This is a genomic window from Halomonas icarae, from assembly GCF_009901955.1.
GTDB classification, from domain to species: Bacteria; Pseudomonadota; Gammaproteobacteria; order Pseudomonadales; family Halomonadaceae; genus Halomonas; species Halomonas icarae.
This window is the reverse complement of sequence record NZ_WUTS01000001.1, coordinates 2,712,585-2,730,247: the sequence shown is the minus strand read 5'-3', so window position 1 is coordinate 2,730,247 and position 17,663 is coordinate 2,712,585. Positions and strand designations below refer to the sequence as shown.

The following is a 17,663-nucleotide window of genomic DNA, read 5'->3' as shown; positions in this document are numbered from 1 at the left end:
TCGGCCATGCCCCTACTCACCAGAGGAGAAATAGGATGCGCATCAAGCCAATGCTGACGGCTGCCCTGGGGGCGGCCCTGCTGGTCACTTCGGTTCAGGCCGACGACAAGGTGTTCGGCTGGGTCGAGAAGGCCACCGTCGAGCCGTGGGGAGTGGAGGTAAAGGCCAAGCTCGACAGCGGCGCCCTGACCTCATCGCTGGATGCTCGCGAGATAGAGAACTTCGACAAGGATGGTGAGCCGTGGGTGCGCTTTCGCCTCAAGCTGGAGGATGAGGAGAGTGGTGAGCTGTTCAGCGAGCGCCTGGAGCTACCCCTCTACCGTGACCTCAAGGTGCGCGGCGCCGGGGGGCGTGACGAGCGCCCGGTGGTGCTGATGAAGGTCTGTCTGGACGATACGATCTATGAGGAGCAGTTTGGCCTGCGCGATCGCGGTGAAATGCACTATCCGCTGCTGCTGGGGCGGCGCACCATCAGCCACCTGGGCCTGCTCGACGTGCGCGATACCTTTGTTACCGAGCCGCGCTGTGACCATGACTCCCGGGTCGTGGCGCATGACCCGGAAGAGAATGACGACTAGAGGCGGCGACTGACTAGAAGAGGCGTGCCAACAAGGCCGTTACCGCGGTCTCCACGCGCAGGATACGCTGCCCCAGATGGATGCCCTCGCAGCCCGCCTCGAGCAGCCTTTCCACCTCCCAGGGGATGAAGCCGCCCTCCGGGCCCACCAGCAGCAGGGTGGGAGCCTCGACCCCCCGCGGGCAGGCACTGGGCATGCCGGGGTGGGCCAGCAGGCCGCGTCGGCCCTCCAGAAGGGCGGGCAGGCGACCCTCCACGAAAGGGCGAAAGCCCCTCTCCAGGGTGACCTCGGGCAGCAGGGTGTCCCGGGCCTGTTCCAGGCCCAGCACCAGATGATGGTGAATCTTCTCCGGGGTGAGTTCGGGCGACATCCAGTAGCTCTTCTCCACGCGGCGGGTGTGCAGCAGGGTGATCTGCTTGACCCCGAGTGCGGTGACATGCTCCAGGGTGCGCGCCAGCATGCGAGGGCGTGGCAGTGCCAGCACCAGGTGGACCGGAAGCGGTGGTGGTGGCGCCTGATCGAGAGGCGACAGGGCAAAGGTCGCCTCCTGGTCGCAGAGGGTGAGCAGTTCGCCCTGGCCGATATGACCACCAACCACGCCGAGGGTGAGGCGATCCCCCGGTGTGGCGCGATGCACCTCGCGCAGGTGACGCAGCCGTCGCGGGTCCCTCACCCGAGCCAGGCGGTCGTTCTCGATATCGTCGTGGGTCAGCAGGATCAGGTTCATGGGGCCTCGCGTTGGCGTCTTTGTCTTGCATGGTGGGTGTCGCGGTGCACAATGGTCCTGCAGGGGCAGTCGCCCCACCCATGCCGAATGAGGAGTAGCGCCGTGCGCGTGATTCGCAAGTATGCCAACCGCAGGCTCTATGATACCGAACAGAGCCGCTATGTGACCCTCGAGGATCTGCGAGGGCTGATCCTCGATGAGGTGCCGTTCCGCGTCGAGGACGCCAAGAGCGGTGAGGACCTGACTCGGACCATCCTGCTCTCGATCATCATCGAGCAGGAACAGGCCGATGGCGATGCCCAGGTGTTCTCCAATGACCTGCTGGCTCAGTTCATTCGTGTCTACGACATGGCCCAGCCGCTGCCGCTGTCACGCTATCTGGAACAGGGTACCAAGTTGATGCTGGAGCAGCAGCAGCGCATGCAGGATCAGTGGCAGCAAGCCATGCGTCACTCGCCCATGGACCTGATGCGTGACATGGCCGAGGAGAACATGCGCTTCTGGCAGAAGACCATCGGTCAGGCCACGGGCAACGGTAACAAGGGTGGCAAGGGCGACGATAACGAATCCTAGCCGCGTATCGCCACGCAGACTTCTCGACTTTCTGACATAATGCCGCCTCGATTTCCCATGCCGCATAGTCGGCCAGCAGCATGAAGGTGGATAGGATGAAGGTGCTGATCATCGGCGGCGGTGGCCGCGAACACGCCCTGGCCTGGAAGGTCGCTCAGTCACCCAAGGTGACAATGACCTATGTGGCACCGGGCAATGCCGGCAGCGCCCGGGAGCCGGGGCTGACCAATGTGGCCATCGCTGCGGATGACCTGGAGGGACTGCTGCTCTTCGCCCGGGATGCCGGCATTGATCTGACCATCGTTGGACCCGAGGCGCCGCTGGTGGCCGGCGTGGTGGACCGCTTCCGCGAGGCGGGCCTGGCGATCTTCGGCCCCACCGCCGGTGCCGCCCAGCTCGAGGGCTCCAAGGCCTTCACCAAGGACTTCCTGGCGCGCCACGCCATTCCCACCGCCGAGTACCGCACCTTCACCGCGGTGGCGCCGGCGCTGAACTATCTGCGTGAACAGGGCGCCCCCATCGTGATCAAGGCCGACGGGCTGGCCGCGGGCAAGGGCGTCATCGTCGCCATGAGCCTCGAGGAGGCCGAGGCGGCGGTGCGTGACATGCTCGAGGACAATGCCTTCGGTGATGCCGGCGCCCGTGTGGTGATCGAGGAGTTCCTCGACGGCGAAGAGGCCAGCTTTATCGTCATGGTCGATGGCGAAACCGTACTGCCCATGGCCACCAGCCAGGACCACAAGCGGGTCGGCGAAGGCGATAGCGGGCCCAACACCGGCGGCATGGGGGCCTATTCGCCGGCTCCGGTGGTCACCGCCGAGGTGCATGACCGGATCATGGAGCGGGTGGTGCTACCGACGGTGCGTGGCATGGCCGAAGAGGGTCACTCCTACACCGGCTTCCTCTACGCCGGCCTGATGATCGATGCCGCGGGCAACCCCAAGGTGATCGAGTACAACTGCCGCTTCGGCGATCCCGAAACCCAGCCGATCATGCTGCGTCTGCGCTCCGATCTCGCCGAGCTCTGCCTGGCGGGTGCGCGGGGCGAGCTATCCGGCATGGCCTGCGAGTGGGACGAGCGTGCCTCGGTAGGCGTGGTGCTCGCCGCCGGCGGCTATCCGGGCAGCTATCGCAAGGGTGATGTCATCGAGGGGCTCGAGGCCGCCGAGGCCGCCGGCTGCAAGGTGTTTCATGCCGGCACCGCCGAACGGGATGGCCATACGGTGACCTCCGGCGGGCGGGTGCTCTGTGTCACCGCCCTGGGCGAGGGCGTTGCGGCCGCCGCCGAGAATGCCTATCAGGGGGTCGATGCCATCCGCTGGGAGGGGGCCTTCTGTCGCCGTGATATCGCCCATCGGGCCATTGCCCGGGAGCGTGGCGAGCGCTGAGTCGTCTGGCCGTTTCATAACAAGATCAACAGTGAGGAGGCGAGCATGGAGCGCGTCAGGCTTGAGTTTCCCGAGGCCGCCATCATCCATCGTCAGCCGCTGACGGTGCGAGTGACCGACATGAACTATGGCCGCCACCTGGGGCATGATGCCCTGGTGTCGCTGCTCCACGAGGCACGCATCCAGGCGCTGGCCTCACGGGGGCTGACCGAGTGGGATCTGGGCGGCTACCCAAGCGTGGTGGCCGACCTCGCAGTGCAGTACCAGTCCGAGGCGCGCTGGCCCGACGCCCTGGTGGTGGAGACGGCGATCCCCACCCCGCGCGGCAAGGCGCTCACCGTCTTTCAGCGGGTGTGTCATGCCGAGGGGGGCCGGCCGGTGGCCACGGCGCGCCTCAACCTGCTGCTGGTGGAGCCCGAGACCGGCCGCCCGGTGTCGGTGCCCGAGGCGGTGAAGGCGGCTTTCGCCGGGACAGGAGGGTCCTGATGTCCCGTGAATACCCGATCATCGCCGTGACCGGCTCCTCGGGGGCCGGCACCACCACCGTCAGGCGCACCTTCGAGCGCATGTTCGCCCGAGAGGATGTGCATGCCGCCTTCGTCGATGGCGATGCCTTTCACCGCTATACCCGTGAAGAGCTGGCGCGAACCTTCCGCGAGGCACCCGACAAGGGGGAGTTGTCCCACTTCGCGGTGGAAGCCAATCTGCTCGAGGAGCTCGAGACGCTGTTCCAGGAGTATGGCGACAGCGGGAGCGGTATCTATCGTCAGTACATCCATGCCGAAGACAAGCAGATGATCGAGGCGGGGCACCAGATCGGCACCTTCACCGAGTGGCAGCCCTTGCCCTATGGTACCGATCTGCTGTTCTACGAGGGGCTGCATGGCGGCCTGGTCACGCCCGAGCACGATATCGCTCGCCACGTCGACCTGCTGGTGGGCGTGGCGCCGACCATGAACCTGGAGTGGATCCAGAAGATCGACCGTGATACCAAGCTGCGCGGTTACTCACAGGAGGCGGTGATCGACACCATCCTGGGGCGCATGGACGACTATGTGCGCTACATTCAGCCGCAGTTCTCGCGTACCCATATCAACTTCCAGCGGGTGCCGACGGTGGATACCTCCAACCCCTTCGAGGTGCAGGATATTCCCTCGGATGCCGAGTCCTTCGCGGTGATTCGTTTCCGGGAACCCTCCACGGTGGACTTTCCCTATCTGCTGGCGATGATCCCGGATGCCTTCATGAGCCGCCCGCATACCCTGGTGGTGCCCGGTGCACGAGTCTCCCTGGCCATGGAGCTGATCCTGGGGCCGCTGGTGCGTCACCTGCTGGCCCAGCGCCGGTCGCGCTGAGGTCGCACACCCTGTCGAGGAGGAGGCCTGCAAGATGGCGTGTCTGTTCTGCAAGATCATCAATCGCGAGATTCCCGCCGAGATCGTCTTCGAGGATGATAAGGTCGTGGCCTTCGAGGATATCAACCCCCAGGCACCGACCCATCTGCTGGTCATCCCCAGGAAGCATATCGCGACCCTCAACGATATCGAGGAGGGCGATCTGGCGTTGGTAGGGCGCCTGCAGTTCACCGCCGCCCGTCTGGCCCAGGCGCGTGGCTTCGCCGAGGAGGGCTATCGAGTGGTGATGAACTGCAATGACCAGGGCGGCCAGACGGTCTATCATATTCACATGCACCTGATGGGCGGCCGACGCTTTACCTGGCCGGCTGGGTAGTCGGCGTTCCTGCGGGCAACCGCGCGATCTACGGTGTTCGGCGCATCAGGTGCATTCCGGATATCTCAGCCTTCTAGATCACCTTCGATTACGCCGTCTTCGATGATGCTATAGGAGTGGGACATCTCGACCCCGCCCCTGGCCAGCATGATCGAGGCGCTGCAGTACTTCTCGGCGGAGAGCTCCACGGCTCGCGCCACCTGCTTCTCCTTGAGCCCCTTGCCGGACACGGTAAAGTGGACGTGAATCGACGTGAACACGCTGGGCGTGACGTCGGCGCGCTCGGCCTCGATGCTGGCCACGCAGTCACTGACATCGGCGCGGGCCTTCTCGAGGATATTGAGTACATCGAAGGAGGCGCAGGCGCCCATGCCCATCAGCAGCATCTCCATGGGGCGTGGGCCGGTGTTGCGGCCACCATGGTCGGGCGGCCCGTCGATGACCACACTATGGCCGCTTCCCGATTCGGCGACGAACTGACGACCGTCGGTCCATTTCACTGTGGCTTTCATGTCTCGAGTTTCCTTGTGTGTCTCTTGCAGCCTAATCGTGGCTGTTCCGAGGAGTCGCCCCGGCGCCCCTGGCTTTGGGCTTGTTGTAGCTGCGGTGGAAAGGATGATCAGCATACCAGCTGTATCGAGTGGGCTCAGCTTCACCCATGCGAAGCTATCCGCTCGAGGCTGTTCCGGCGGCTAGCCTGCGAGGGGGGTGCTGTGAATACGTCCCTGTACGCTACCTCGGCCTTCCATGGTCCTCGGACCCCCTCTTAGGCCAGCCCCCGGCGCCTCTCGCTTAGTTTCGTGGGAGGTTTGATGCCAGTTCCTTGTCCAGCTTTGTCAGCCTCTCCGGCGTGCCCACATCGACCCATTGGCCGCGGTGGTGGTGACCGGCCACGCGGCCTGCGGCCATGGCGCGTCGCAGCAGCGGCGCCAGGGCGAAGGCGCCAGGAGGCTCGTTGGCCACCAGCGCCGGGTCGAGCAGGCTGATGCCCGAGAAGGTCAGCCGCGGCTCACCCTGGGAGTGCACCCGGCCATCGGCGTCGAGGTGGAAATCGCCGTTTGGGTGATGCTCGGGATTGTCCACCAGTACCAGCCGCGCCAGTTCATCGTCGCCGAGCGCGGGCAGTGTAGTTGGGTCGAGGTCGCACCAGATATCCCCGTTGACCAGCAGGAAGGGCTGAGTGCCAAGCAGCGGCAGCGCCCGCTGGATGCCGCCGCCGGTTTCCAGGGGCGTCTCCTCCCGGCTCCAGGCGATGGAAACCCCGTAAGTGCTGCCATCCCCGAGCGCCTCGATGATCTGTTCGGCGCGATAGCTGACGTTGATCACGACCTCATGGATGCCCGCCGCGCGCAGTCGCTCGAGGTGATGAACGATCAGTGGCTTGTTGCCCACCCGCAGCAGCGGTTTGGGGCAGTGGTCGGTGAGCGGTCGCATGCGGGTGCCGAGGCCGGCGGCCAGGATCATCGCCTTCATGCGCTCGCCTCCAGCCGGGTGACCAGGGCCGGCCGGAAGGTGTCGGACAGCCAGGTCTTGAAGGCGTCGTGTCCCTCCAGGCCCGCCAGGCTGTCCTCGAGGTGATCGAGGAAGTGGGGCAGGCGCTCGAGATAGCCCGGCTTCCGATCGCGCAGGGTCAGGCGGCAGAAGATGCCCAGGACCTTGAGCGAGCGCTGGGCGGCCATGGCGTTGGCCTGGGCCAGGAAGTCGGCCTGCGTGGTGCGGGAGGGGAGGCGGCCGTCGGCGATCGCGCGGCACCGGAAGGCCTCGACCCAGGCGGCGAAGCGCGGCGCGTCGAAGCGGCAGTAGCGGCCGCGCAGCAGCGACACCAGATCGTAGTTGAGCGGGCCGGCGACGGCGTCCTGGAAATCGATCAACACCAGGGCGTCATCGCGAACCATCAGGTTCATGGCATCGAAGTCGCGGTGCACGGTGACCACCGGTTGGGTCAGCGCCTGCGCCACCAGGGCCTGGCGTAACGCCGACCAGCCTACCGGTGTTTCCAGCCCAAGCCATTCGCCCAGGCACCATTCGGGGAAGAGCTCCAGCTCACGCTCGAGCAGGGCGGCATCGAAGCGTGGCAGGGTCCCGGGCCCGGCGTGATTCTGTAGATCATGGAGCAGCGCCATGGCGCGCTCGTGCCAGGTCAGCGTCTCGGCGGCGTCGTCGAAGCAGTGCTGCAGTGGCGTATTCCCGAGGTCCTCCAGTTCGATAAATCCCGCCTCCAGGTCGACCGAGTAGAGGTGCGGCACCGGGAGCCCGGCGGCTTCCCAGCGACGAGCGATGGCCACGAAGGGACTGCTATCCTCCTGGTCGGGTGGAGCATCCATCAGAATGCGGGTGGTGCCATCGGGCAGGGTAAGCCGGTAGTAGTCGCGGAAGCTGGCGTCACCGGCGGCCAGGCGCAGCTCGAAGGCATCGGGCGCCAGGGCGTGGCACTCGGCGGCCCAGCGGATGAGCCGTTCGTGGCGCGATGCGTCAGAGGCGGCGTCGATCATTGATGAGGCTCCAGTCGGTATGTCCGGTTGACGGTCGTGGGCAGGCACCGCATGCTGGGCGCTGCGTCGTCACCGCCGGCAGGACAGGCCGACGGCGGCCTGTATAATAGCGTTTCACCCCGCCAAGGACATCGACCAACATGGGCAAGCGACTCTCATGGACAGCCCTCGCGGGCCTGGTGACCGCGGCGTTTGCCGGAGGTCCGCTGCAGGCGGCTCCCCCGGAGTCGCTGCCTGCCGAACAGCTGGACTTTCAAGCCTGGGGCGACGAGCGCCCCGCGGATGCCCGATGTCGCGGGCGGTATGTGATGCCCGGCTATCGCCTGCCGCCGCCGGAGCCCGGCAAAGTGGCCAGCGAGTCGTCCAGCGCCCACTACGGCGAGGATGGTGAGACCCTGCTGCGGGGCGAGGTTGTGCTGCGCCGCGACACCGCCCAGCTCGAGACCCCGGAGGTGCGCGTGCCCCCCAGTCGGGAGCGTGCCTACGCCGAGGGCCCCATGGCATTGCGCGACCAGGGGCTGCTGGTGCGGGGCAGTGCCGCCGAGCTCTCGCTGGTCAACGATGCGGCGAGCATCGACGAGGCCCACTATGTGGTTCACGACCAGCGCCTGCGTGGGGATGCCGAGCGCCTGGCTCGCCTCGAGGATGGCCGCTACCGGCTCTCCTCGGCGAGCTTCACCACCTGCGACCCGGGCGACAATCTATGGCGCCTGGTGGGCGGTGATGTCGTGCTCGACCGGGAGAGCGGATTCGGTACCGCCCGCCATGCCCGGCTGGAGGTGAAGGATGTTCCGGTCTTCTACTGGCCCTGGGTACGCTTTCCCATCGATGATCGCCGGCATACCGGTTTCCTGTGGCCCACGGTGGGCTTCTCCAGCGACTCGCTGGACTATGCCCAGCCCTTCTACTGGAATATCGCCCCGGACCAGGACGCCACCATCACGCCGCGCTGGATCAGCGATAGCGGGCTGCTGCTGGGTGGCCAGTACCGCTACCTGTTCCCTTCCGCGGCCGGTCAGGTCGAGGGCGCCTGGCTGGGCAGCGATGATGCCGGCAGCAGCGACAACCCCAATGATCCACCGCGCCGCTTCGAGGGCGAGGAGCGCTGGTACCTCGACTATCGCCATGCCGGCACCCTGGACCCCCGCACCCACTATCGGCTGCGCTACGGTGCGGCCAGCGATGGTCGCTACTTCGATGATTTCGGCAGTGACTTCGCCGAGCAGAACACCTCGGCGATGCCACGGCTGGCCCAGATCGATTACCGCGGCGACACCTGGCGCCTCGATGCTCGCGCCCAGGGGTTCCAGAAGCTCGATGACCCGCTGCTGGAGCAGGACAAGCCCTTCTATCGCCTGCCCAGCCTCAGCGCCTCTGCCCGCTGGCGTCAGGAGAGCGGCTTCTATCAGCAGTGGCGAAGCAACTACAGCTACTTCTGGCGCGACATCGACGAGACAGCGTTGCCGAATAATGAGCATTTTGATCGTGAGGCAGCCACCGGCTCCCGGCTGCATCTGTCGCCGGCCCTGGGCTGGCGCTTCGACGCGAGCTGGGGCCACCTGGAGCCGCGACTCGAGTGGCTGGGTACCGCCTATGAGCTGGACTACGGTGATCGTGACGTCGGCGATCGTGATACCAGCCTGACCCGCAGCGTGCCGGTCACCTCCGTGGATGCCGGCCTGGTCTTCGAGCGTGAGCTCGACCTGGGCGGCCGTGGCTATCGCCAGACGCTGGAGCCGAGGGCCAACTACGCCTATGTGCCGGAACGGGACCAGCGCGACTTCCCCGACTTCGACACCAGCGAGCGCGCCTTCTCCTGGGGGCAGCTGTGGTCGCCCCACCGCTTCTCGGGCAGCGATCGGGTCGGTGACCTCAATCGTCTCTCCCTGGGCGTGGCGTCGCGCCTGCTGGAGGACGGCAGCGGCCGCCAGCGCCTCTCCCTGGGGCTGGGACAGGCGCTCTATTTCGAGGATCGCACGATCGACATGGCGGGCAACCCCGACGAGCTGCCGACCAATGATGCCGATCGCTATCGCGCCACCCGAGATCGCTCGCCGCTGGTGGCGAATGCCGACTGGCAGATCACCGAGCGCTGGCGTACCCGCTGGCAGTGGCTCTATGACGACAACCTGGAGCGCACCGAGCGTACCGGTGTCGACCTGCAGTATCGCTCGCCCCAGGGGCATGCATTGAACCTCGGCTATCACTGGGAGCTCGAAGGCTTCGATCCCTCGCTGGATCGGACCGACGATGACTTCCGCGCCTACGATCGCGAGGAGTATGACGTCTCGTTTGCGTGGCAGGCCGGCCGGCGCCTCGACCTGATCGGCCGCCTGCTCTACGACAATACCAACGACCGTTCCCTGGAGCAGCTGGCCGGGGTGCAGTGGAACGACTGCTGCTACGGCGTGCAGCTGGTGTGGCGCGAGTGGATCGATGACAACGACACCGGCGCCGTGACCGATGACTTCACCGATCGCGGGGTCTTCCTGCGCTTCGTGTTCAAGGGGCTCGGCGGCGTGGGCCGCGAGGCCGACAGCTACTTCGAGGAGGCCATTCCCGGCTACCGCAGCACCGCCTTCTAGGCCGGAATGGTCCGTTAGAGAGGAATGATGAAAGGACAGCACACCATGCGTAGTCGCCGCACCCCCCTCCTGGCCGCCGGCCTGGCGATGGCGCTGGGCCTAGCCGTGGTGCCGTTCGGCACCCAGGCCCAGGAATTCACCTCCAGCCAGCGCCAGGCCCTGGATCATATCGTGGCGGTGGTCAACGAGGGGGCGATCATGCATAGCCAGCTCGAGGAGCGTATCGCCCAGGTGCGCAGCCAGATGAGCGCCCAGCAGCAGGAGCTTCCCCCGGAAAGGGTGCTGCGCGAACAGATCCTGGAGCAGATGATCCTCGAGGAGATCCAGTGGCAGATGGCCGAGGAGTCCGGCCTCACGGTGGACGACACCGAGCTCAATCGTCAGGTGCGTGGCATCGCCGAGCGCAATGGCATGAGCCTGGAGCAGTTTGCCGACGCCCTGGAGGCCGATGGCCTGACGCTGGCCAGCGTGCGGGAGGAGATCCGTCGCGAAATCACGCTGCGCCAGCTTCAGCAGCGTCGTGTCGGCAGCCGAGTCACTCTCTCCGAGCGGGAGGTGGAGCGCTTCATGGCGCAGCAGGGCGCCACCCGTGAGCAGGCCCAGCAGGCCCTCTTTCAGCGCAAGGCCAACGCCGAGCTCGAAGCCTGGCTACAGGAGATCCGCTCCCAGGCCTTCGTCGACAATCGCCTCGACGCACGCTGATGACGACGCCAGGCATGCCGCTGTTGGCGCTGACGACCGGCGAGCCGGCCGGTATCGGCCCGGATCTCGTCCTGAGACTGGCCGCCGAGGGGGTTGATGATGCGCGGGTGGTGGCCGTGGGGGATCCCGCGCTGCTTGCCGAGCGCGCCTCCCGGCTGGGCCTTGCCATCGAGCTGCTCCAGGCGGCACCCGGCGAGGAGGTGCCATCGGTGGCCCCCGGCCAGCTTCCGGTATGGCCCGTGACGCTGCGTGAGCCGGCCCGACCGGGAGTGCTGGCGCCACACAACGCGGCCTATGTACTCGAGACCCTGGATGTGGCCATCGATGCCTGTCGGGCGGGGCACGCTCAGGGCATGGTCACCGCGCCGCTGCACAAGGGTGTGATCCTCGATGCGGGGCATGCCGGGTTTACCGGCCACACCGAGTATCTCCGTGATGCCTGCGGTGTCGAGGAGGTGGTGATGATGCTCGCCACCGATGCCGCCCTGCATGCCGAGCGGCCTGACTGGGCGGAGGGGGCATCACTGCGAGTGGCGCTGGCCACCACCCACCTGCCGTTGCGCGACGTGGCCGAGGCCATCACTGCGGAGCGTCTGACACGGGTGCTGCGCATTCTCGACGCCGATCTGAGGCGCTGGTTCGGGGTGGCCACGCCGCGCATCGCGGTGTGCGGGCTCAACCCCCATGCCGGGGAGGGGGGCCACCTGGGGCGCGAGGAGATCGAGGTGATCGAACCGACCCTGGCCGCACTGCGCGACGAGGGGTTGACCCTCGATGGCCCGCTGCCCGCCGATACCCTGTTTACCCCGCGCCACCTGGCGGGCGTCGATGCGGTGCTGGCCATGTATCATGACCAGGGCCTGCCGGTACTCAAGTATGCTGGGTTCGGCCGGGCCGCCAATATCACCCTGGGGCTGCCGCTGGTGCGTACCTCGGTGGATCACGGCACCGCCCTGGATCTGGCCGGCACGGGCCGCGCCGACCCGGGTAGCCTGCGGGTCGCCGTGGCCCTGGCGGCGGAGATGGCCGGCCGCCGAAAAGCTCCGGTTTCAGTCAAGAATTCAAGACTCTAGTGATAGAAGGACACCCCTGAATGGCATCTCGCCCCCCGGTTCATCAGGCCCGCAAGCGCTTCGGACAGAACTTTCTGCGCGACCGCGGCATCATCTCTCGCATCGTGCGGGCCATCGGGCCGCGCCCCGGCCAGCGCATCGTGGAGATCGGCCCCGGCCAGGGGGCGCTCACCGAGCCGTTGCTGGAGGCCGCCGACGGACGCCTGGAGGTGATCGAGCTCGACCGTGACCTGATTCCCGGCTTGCGCGTTCAGTTCTTCAACTATCCCGACTTCGTGATCCATGAGGGCGACGCCCTCAAGGTTGATTTTCGCGCCCTGCGCGGTGAGGGCGAGCCGCTGCGGGTGGTCGGCAACCTGCCCTACAATATCTCGACCCCGCTGATCGCCCACCTGCTCCAGGCCGGCGATGCCGTCGCCGACATGCACTTCATGCTGCAGAAGGAAGTGGTGGAGCGCCTTGCCGCCGAGCCAGGCGGTGCCGACTGGGGGCGGCTCTCGGTGATGGCCCAGTATCGCTGTCGGGTGGAGTCACTGTTCGTGGTCCCGCCGGAAGCCTTCGTGCCCCGGCCCAAGGTGGATTCCGCCATCGTGCGGTTGACGCCCCATGCCGAGCTGCCCCATCCGGCCCGCGATGAAGCGCTGCTGGCCACGATCGTCAAGGAGGCGTTCGGCCAGCGCCGCAAGACCCTGCGCAACAACCTCAAGGGGCGCATCACCGCCGACGAGCTCGAGGCGCTGGGGATCGACCCCGCGAGGCGCCCTCAGACCCTCAGCGTGGAGGAGTTCGTGTCGATTGCCGATCACCTGACCCAGGCCACCGGGGAGGCGCGCCCATGAGCGATCGAGCCTCAGGCGATGATCCCGTGATGACCGAGGGGGCGGCCGTCAACGTCGAGGTCGAACCGGAGTTTCGCCCCGAGGAGTCCGCTCCCGAGGAGGAGCGCTATGTGTTTAGCTACACCGTGACGGTGCACAACGCCTCGCGTCATAGCATCCAGCTGATGGCACGTCACTGGACCATCACCCAGGGCAGCGGCAAGGTTCAGGACGTGCGAGGCAAGGGGGTGGTGGGGCAACAGCCTGTGATTGCCCCCGGCCAGCACTTTCGCTATACCAGTCGCGCCATCCTCGATGGACCGGTGGGGGTGATGCAGGGCGAGTACACCTGCGTCGATACCGCCACCCAGCGCCCCTTCGAGGTGCCCATTGCCCCCTTCCGGCTGGCCGGGCCCAACCAGGTCCACTGAATTCGCGGCAGCCGAACCACAAGCTGCGCCCGAACCATCAACAGGGAGCGTCCATGACGACCTATGCCATCGGCGACCTTCAGGGGTGTCACGCAGAGTTCGTCGAGCTGCTCGAGACCCTCGGCTTCGATCCGCGTCGCGACCGGCTGTGGCTGGCCGGCGATCTGGTCAATCGTGGCCCGGGGTCACTGGACTGCCTGCGCGAGGTCGAGGCCCTGGGAGACGCCGTCCTGACGGTGCTCGGCAACCATGACCTCCACCTGCTGGCGGTGGCTCGAGGGGGCGCCACGCTCAATCGCAAGGATACCCTCGATGCCATCCTCGCCGCCCCGGATCGCGAGCGACTGCTCGACTGGCTTCAGTCACGCCCAATGCTGGTGCGTGAGACGCTGGGCGGTGAGGATACCCTGATGACCCATGCCGGCCTGCTGCCCCGATGGTCGCCGGACCAGGCCGAGAGGCTCGCCGCCGAGGTGGAGGTGATGCTCAGCGGTGAACAGGCCGGGGGCTTTCTCGAGCGCATGTATGGCAATGCGCCGGATTGCTGGCGCGATGACCTCGAGGGCATCGATCGCCTGCGTGCCATCGTCAACGTGCTCACCCGCATGCGCTTCATCGATGCCGAGGGCCGGCTGGACTTCGCCGCCAAGGAGGGGCTCGACAGTGCCCCGGCGGGGTTCGCTCCCTGGTTCCGTTATCCGCGTGGCGACGCTACTCGGCTCGTCTTCGGTCACTGGGCGGCGCTCCAGGGCGAGACGCCGGGCAGCCGTGTCAATGCCTGCGCGCTGGACACCGGCTGTGTATGGGGTGGCTCCCTGACGGCCCTGGACCTCGAACGCGGCGAGCGCATCAGCGTGCCCAGCCGGCGGCGATAAGCGCGGCGGCACCGGTTCTATCCTGATCCCTCACAAGCTGTTTATCCTGAACCGCTTCCAACCCTGACATGAGGCGTGCCATGAGCTTCCAGCATCTCGATACCCCCACTCTCAAGGCCTGGCTCGATGAGGGCCGGGAGACGGCGCTGGTCGATATCCGCGACGCCCTGAGCTTCGCCCAGGGCCATATTCCCGGCAGTCGCCGGCTCGACAACGAGTCGGTAGGCGAGTTCGTCGAGGCGACGCCCGCGGAGCGGCCGGTGGTGGTGGTCTGTTACCACGGTCACTCCAGCCAGCAGGCGGCGGCCTGGCTGGCCGTCCAGGGCTTTGCCGAGGTCTACAGTCTCGATGGCGGCTTTACCGACTGGCAGCTGCGCCATCCCGATCGAGTGGAGGCCTGAGCGTGGCACGGTCGTGTGATCCGGCCGTGGCAGGGCTAAGGGTCTATCGGGTAGGCGGGGCGGTGCGCGATGCACACCTCGGCTGGCCGGTCACCGATACCGACTGGGTGGTGGTCGGGGCCACCCCGGAGGCCCTGCGTCGGCGCGGATTCAGGCCCGTGGGACGTGACTTTCCGGTCTTTCTCCACCCCCGAACCCACGAGGAGTACGCCCTGGCGCGCACCGAGCGCAAGGCCGGCCATGGCTATACCGGCTTCGAGGTGCATGCCAGCCCCGAGGTGACCCTGGAGGAGGATCTGGCGCGCCGTGACCTGACCATCAACGCCATGGCCGAGACCCTGGAGGGCGAGCTGGTGGACCCCTATGCCGGCCTCGCCGACCTGGAGGCGCGGGTGTTGCGCCATGTCTCGCCGGCCTTCGTGGAGGATCCGCTGCGGGTGTTGCGTACCGCGCGTTTCCTGGCCCGCTATGCGGGCCTCGGTTTCACCATCGCCGAGGAGACTCGGGAGCTGATGCGCCAGCTGGTGCAGAGCGGAGAGCTCGCCCATCTGGTGGCCGAGCGAGTATGGGTCGAGACCGAGAAGGCACTGGCCGAGCCCTGGCCCGAGGTCTACTTTCAGACACTCGATGAGTGCGGCGCCCTGGCGGAGCTGATGCCGGCGCTGGTGGCCGACCGTGAAGCGCTGGACGCGGCCCTGGGCCGACTGCATCGCCTACCCGAGGAGGGGGAGGGCGAGGCGCTGGCCTGTTGGCGCTGGGCGCGCCTGGTGGAGCATCTGGGCGAGGCGGAGCGAGCCGAGTTGGCCGAGCGCCTGCGTCAGCCCAGGGCCTTTGCCGACCTGGCTCGCCAGGTGGCGCAGACTCGGGCGCTGGTCGCGGCGTCGCGTCTGGTGCCTGCGACGGGTGACGAGATCCTCGCCTGGCTGGATCGCATCGATGCCTGGCGACGTGGAGAACGGGTGATGCCGTTGATCAGCCTGGTGAGCCTGGAGGCGCCGGTGCTGGCCGAGGAGCTGGCCCTGGGCTGGCGGCTGGCCGCCCAGGTGCTGCCGAAGGCGCTGGTGGAGGAGGGCTTCAAGGGCCGCGAGCTGGGCCTGGAGCTTGCCCGTCGACGCCGTGAGGTGATCGATGCCGCCCTGGGCAGTGAATAAGCTCGCCGCCGGCCGGCGGGCTAGACTCTGTCCGAAAACTGGCTGCGCTCGGCTATACAGCGTTAAAAATCGACTCAAAGTACTCATTTACACTCCGTAAACTCCGTCTTTTCGCCGATTTTTGCCTTGTCTAACCTTCGCTCGCCGACTTTTCAGACAAAGCCTAGTCGGTCGCCCGGTCCGGGGTCGAGATCCTGCGCCCGGCCCAGATGAAGGATACCGGCCAGAGCCGCTGATCGTCCGCGTCGAAGCGGTGCCAGAGGGAGGCGTAGGTCTCCTGACTCACGGGATGGCGCGCCTCGGGCAGCAGTTCGGCCAGGGGCTGCAGGACGAAGGCGTGGTGGGTGATCTCGCCGCGTGGCAGGCTGACCCCGCCGTGCTCGCCGCTGAGCTCACCCACGGTGAGCAGGTCCACATCCAGGGTGCGGGGGCTGAACTTGGGGCTCTCTTCGCGCCGGCCATTGGCGAATTCCAGGCGCTTGCACCAGGCCTGCAGCTCTGCAACCGAGGCGTCACTTTCGAAGGCCGCCACCAGGTTGTAGAAGTTGCGTCCATCCTCGAAGCCTACCGGTTCACTCTCGAACACGCGCGAGACACGCAGGTTCTCGAAGGAGGCCGCCAGGGCGTCCAGGCAGACGCGTACATGGTGGTCGCGCTCGATATTGCTGCCGATGCTGACCGTGACCAGTGCCATCACGACACTCCCGGGCGCACGCCGCGCTCGATGCTGACGCCCACCGCGGCAGCGGCCGCCACGGCGCCGGGCTTGCGCACGACCAGGCGCAGCCAGGCGATGCCGAACTCCTCGTGCAGGGTCGCGGCCAGTCGCTCGGCGAAGGTCTCCACCAGGGCGAAGTCGTGGGCGGCAGCGAAGGTCTGGATGCGCTCGCTGATGGCGGCGTAGTCGAGGGTCTGGGCGATATCGTCGTCCGCCGCGGCGGGACGAATATCGGTGGCCAGCTCGAGGTCGAGTACCAGGCGCTGGGTGATGTTGCGCTCCCAGTCGTAGACGCCGATCACGGTGTCGACGGCGAGGGACTCTATCAGCACTAGATCCATGGTGGCTTCCGGGCGGGTGCAGGGGGAATGGGGCGAGATTGTACGCGAGCCGCGCCGTGTGGAATACCTCGGTTGCTGGGCAGTCCGAAGCGGGACTGTCAGAATGGCCGAGTTCCCGTTGCAGGAGGGGCGGCCGTGGAGGCGCCACTGATCTCGCTATTGCCGCTGGTGGTGCTGGGTTACCTCAGCGGCAGCTGGCTCGGCGCGCTTACCGTCTGCCGGCTGGCGGGCGTGGGCGACCCGCGCCTGGCGGGCTCCTTCAATCCGGGCTTCTCCAATGTGCTGCGCCTGCATGGGCGCTGGCTGGCGCTGGCGACCCTGCTGGTGGATGCCGTCAAGGGCATGCCGGTACTGGTGGGGGCGATTCTGCTGGAGTTGCCGCCCTGGGCCCAGGGGGTGGTGGGCCTCGCCGTGCTGCTGGGCCACAGCTATCCGGTCTGGCATCGCCTGCGCGGTGGCAAGGCGGTGGCCAGTGCCTTTGGTGTGATGCTGGTGCTGACCCCGGGAGTGGCGCTGGTGTGTGCCACGCTATGGGGGTTGCTCGCCTGGCGGGTACGTACCGCCGCGGTAGCGTCGCTGGCCAGTGCCGCCGCCGCCCCTCTGGCCAGCCTGTGGCTCGCGCCGAATTATGTGGGCGTGGTGATCGCCTTTACCCTGCTGGTGCTGGGCCGCCATATTCTCAATATCCAGCGCCTCGGGCGCGGCGATGAGCCACCCTTGTAAGCCACAAGCTTGAAGAGCGTCGCTTCGCTCCTGGAGGCTTGAAGAGTGACCTTGCCACACGATGTGGCGAATTCAAGCTGTTGTCCAGCTTCCAGCTTCCAGCTTCCAGCTTCCAGCTTCCAGCTTACGGCTTACGGCTTGTTTAGAGTATCCATCGGCCAGCGCGGCACGGCCTGCATCGCGCCAGGCTCGTCGTGTTCGCCCGCCAGCAGGCGCTGGGCGCTGTGACATAAAGAGCGCGATCATGGCGCCGTTCAGCCACCGGCAGGAGGTTCCAGAGTATCCATCGGCCAGCGCGGCACGGCCTGCATCGCGCCAGGCTCGTCGTGTTCGCCCGCCAGCAGGCGCTGGGCGCC

21 protein-coding genes are annotated in these 17,663 nt (G+C 66.9%); 15 read left to right on the top strand and 6 right to left on the bottom strand.

The features are described from left to right. Positions 1-35 precede the first annotated feature (35 nt). Complete coding sequence (gene rloA3, locus GRB80_RS12425) at positions 36-578, top strand: retropepsin-like aspartic peptidase RloA3 (protein ID WP_161423789.1); 543 nt, start codon at positions 36-38, stop codon at positions 576-578. 13 nt (positions 579-591) lie between these two features. On the opposite strand, the gene GRB80_RS12420 is transcribed toward rloA3, so the two are convergent. After that, positions 592-1,305, bottom strand: a complete 714-nt coding sequence (locus GRB80_RS12420) for a 16S rRNA (uracil(1498)-N(3))-methyltransferase (RefSeq protein WP_161423788.1) — start codon at positions 1,303-1,305, stop codon at positions 592-594. A 102-nt stretch (positions 1,306-1,407) separates the two neighbouring features. On the opposite strand from GRB80_RS12420, the gene phaR reads away from it, so the two are divergent. The 5 genes from phaR to GRB80_RS12395 all read left to right on the top strand — a co-directional run bounded on the left by phaR (position 1,408) and on the right by GRB80_RS12395 (position 4,997). Then, positions 1,408-1,878 carry a polyhydroxyalkanoate synthesis repressor PhaR gene (gene phaR / locus GRB80_RS12415; protein WP_161423787.1) on the top strand — a complete coding sequence of 157 codons (471 nt, stop codon included), beginning with the start codon at positions 1,408-1,410 and terminating at the stop codon, positions 1,876-1,878. A 95-nt stretch (positions 1,879-1,973) separates the two neighbouring features. Then, positions 1,974-3,266 carry a phosphoribosylamine--glycine ligase gene (gene purD, locus GRB80_RS12410; RefSeq protein WP_161423786.1) on the top strand — a complete coding sequence of 431 codons (1,293 nt, stop codon included), beginning with the start codon at positions 1,974-1,976 and terminating at the stop codon, positions 3,264-3,266. Positions 3,267-3,311: 45 nt separating this feature from the next. Further along, positions 3,312-3,752 carry an acyl-CoA thioesterase gene (locus GRB80_RS12405; RefSeq protein ID WP_161423785.1) on the top strand — a complete coding sequence of 147 codons (441 nt, stop codon included), beginning with the start codon at positions 3,312-3,314 and terminating at the stop codon, positions 3,750-3,752. Further along, a complete protein-coding gene (locus GRB80_RS12400; protein WP_161423784.1) occupies positions 3,752-4,621 on the top strand; it encodes a phosphoribulokinase in 870 nt (289 codons plus the stop codon). The genes GRB80_RS12405 and GRB80_RS12400 overlap by 1 nt, the downstream gene beginning before the upstream one ends. Positions 4,622-4,655: 34 nt before the next feature. Continuing rightward, positions 4,656-4,997, top strand: a complete 342-nt coding sequence (locus GRB80_RS12395; protein WP_161423783.1) for a histidine triad nucleotide-binding protein — start codon at positions 4,656-4,658, stop codon at positions 4,995-4,997. Between the two features lie 65 nt (positions 4,998-5,062). Here the strand turns inward: GRB80_RS12395 and GRB80_RS12390 are convergent, their stop codons facing one another. The 3 genes from GRB80_RS12390 to GRB80_RS12380 all read right to left on the bottom strand — a co-directional run bounded on the left by GRB80_RS12390 (position 5,063) and on the right by GRB80_RS12380 (position 7,489). Next, positions 5,063-5,509, bottom strand: a complete 447-nt coding sequence (locus tag GRB80_RS12390) for an OsmC family protein (RefSeq protein WP_161423782.1) — start codon at positions 5,507-5,509, stop codon at positions 5,063-5,065. Positions 5,510-5,789: 280 nt separating this feature from the next. After that, positions 5,790-6,470, bottom strand: a complete 681-nt coding sequence (gene murU / locus GRB80_RS12385) for an N-acetylmuramate alpha-1-phosphate uridylyltransferase MurU (RefSeq protein ID WP_161423781.1) — start codon at positions 6,468-6,470, stop codon at positions 5,790-5,792. After that, positions 6,467-7,489, bottom strand: a complete 1,023-nt coding sequence (locus GRB80_RS12380; RefSeq protein WP_132044233.1) for an aminoglycoside phosphotransferase family protein — start codon at positions 7,487-7,489, stop codon at positions 6,467-6,469. Before GRB80_RS12380 ends, murU begins: the two co-directional genes overlap by 4 nt. 140 nt (positions 7,490-7,629) lie before the next feature. On the opposite strand from GRB80_RS12380, the gene GRB80_RS12375 reads away from it, so the two are divergent. The 8 genes from GRB80_RS12375 (at position 7,630) to GRB80_RS12340 (ending at position 15,525) form a co-directional block, all read left to right on the top strand. Then, entirely contained in the window at positions 7,630-10,074 is a 2,445-nt protein-coding gene (locus GRB80_RS12375; RefSeq protein WP_161423780.1) for an LPS-assembly protein LptD, read from the top strand. Positions 10,075-10,119: 45 nt separating this feature from the next. After that, the gene (locus GRB80_RS12370; protein WP_132044229.1) at positions 10,120-10,776 is read left to right on the top strand and encodes a SurA N-terminal domain-containing protein; all 657 of its coding nucleotides are present in this window, start codon (positions 10,120-10,122) and stop codon (positions 10,774-10,776) included. Then, entirely contained in the window at positions 10,776-11,849 is a 1,074-nt protein-coding gene (gene pdxA / locus GRB80_RS12365) for a 4-hydroxythreonine-4-phosphate dehydrogenase PdxA (protein WP_161423779.1), read from the top strand. Before GRB80_RS12370 ends, pdxA begins: the two co-directional genes overlap by 1 nt. A 20-nt stretch (positions 11,850-11,869) precedes the next feature. After that, positions 11,870-12,688: a 16S rRNA (adenine(1518)-N(6)/adenine(1519)-N(6))-dimethyltransferase RsmA gene (rsmA, locus tag GRB80_RS12360; RefSeq protein ID WP_132044225.1), complete on the top strand. Its 819-nt coding sequence runs from the start codon at positions 11,870-11,872 to the stop codon at positions 12,686-12,688. Further along, positions 12,685-13,098 (top strand): Co2+/Mg2+ efflux protein ApaG, encoded by a 414-nt coding sequence (apaG, locus tag GRB80_RS12355; RefSeq protein WP_374708592.1) that lies wholly within the window; start codon positions 12,685-12,687, stop codon positions 13,096-13,098. The genes rsmA and apaG overlap by 4 nt, the downstream gene beginning before the upstream one ends. 53 nt (positions 13,099-13,151) lie before the next feature. Next, positions 13,152-13,973, top strand: coding sequence for a symmetrical bis(5'-nucleosyl)-tetraphosphatase (locus GRB80_RS12350; protein WP_161423778.1), 822 nt, complete (start codon positions 13,152-13,154; stop codon positions 13,971-13,973). A gap of 80 nt (positions 13,974-14,053) precedes the next feature. Further along, the gene (gene glpE / locus GRB80_RS12345) at positions 14,054-14,374 is read left to right on the top strand and encodes a thiosulfate sulfurtransferase GlpE (protein ID WP_161423777.1); all 321 of its coding nucleotides are present in this window, start codon (positions 14,054-14,056) and stop codon (positions 14,372-14,374) included. 2 nt (positions 14,375-14,376) lie between these two features. Beyond that, positions 14,377-15,525 carry a tRNA nucleotidyltransferase/poly(A) polymerase-related protein gene (locus GRB80_RS12340; protein WP_419880022.1) on the top strand — a complete coding sequence of 383 codons (1,149 nt, stop codon included), beginning with the start codon at positions 14,377-14,379 and terminating at the stop codon, positions 15,523-15,525. Positions 15,526-15,688: 163 nt separating this feature from the next. Here GRB80_RS12340 and folK read toward each other — a convergent pair whose 3' ends face one another. Both folK and folB read right to left on the bottom strand, forming a co-directional pair. Next, a complete protein-coding gene (gene folK, locus GRB80_RS12335; RefSeq protein WP_161423776.1) occupies positions 15,689-16,219 on the bottom strand; it encodes a 2-amino-4-hydroxy-6-hydroxymethyldihydropteridine diphosphokinase in 531 nt (176 codons plus the stop codon). After that, positions 16,219-16,584 carry a dihydroneopterin aldolase gene (gene folB, locus GRB80_RS12330; protein WP_161423775.1) on the bottom strand — a complete coding sequence of 122 codons (366 nt, stop codon included), beginning with the start codon at positions 16,582-16,584 and terminating at the stop codon, positions 16,219-16,221. The genes folK and folB overlap by 1 nt, the downstream gene beginning before the upstream one ends. A gap of 135 nt (positions 16,585-16,719) precedes the next feature. Here folB and GRB80_RS12325 point away from each other — a divergent pair, with 135 nt between their 5' ends. Continuing rightward, entirely contained in the window at positions 16,720-17,307 is a 588-nt protein-coding gene (locus tag GRB80_RS12325; RefSeq protein WP_374708594.1) for a glycerol-3-phosphate acyltransferase, read from the top strand. The last annotated feature ends 356 nt before the right edge of the window (positions 17,308-17,663 follow it).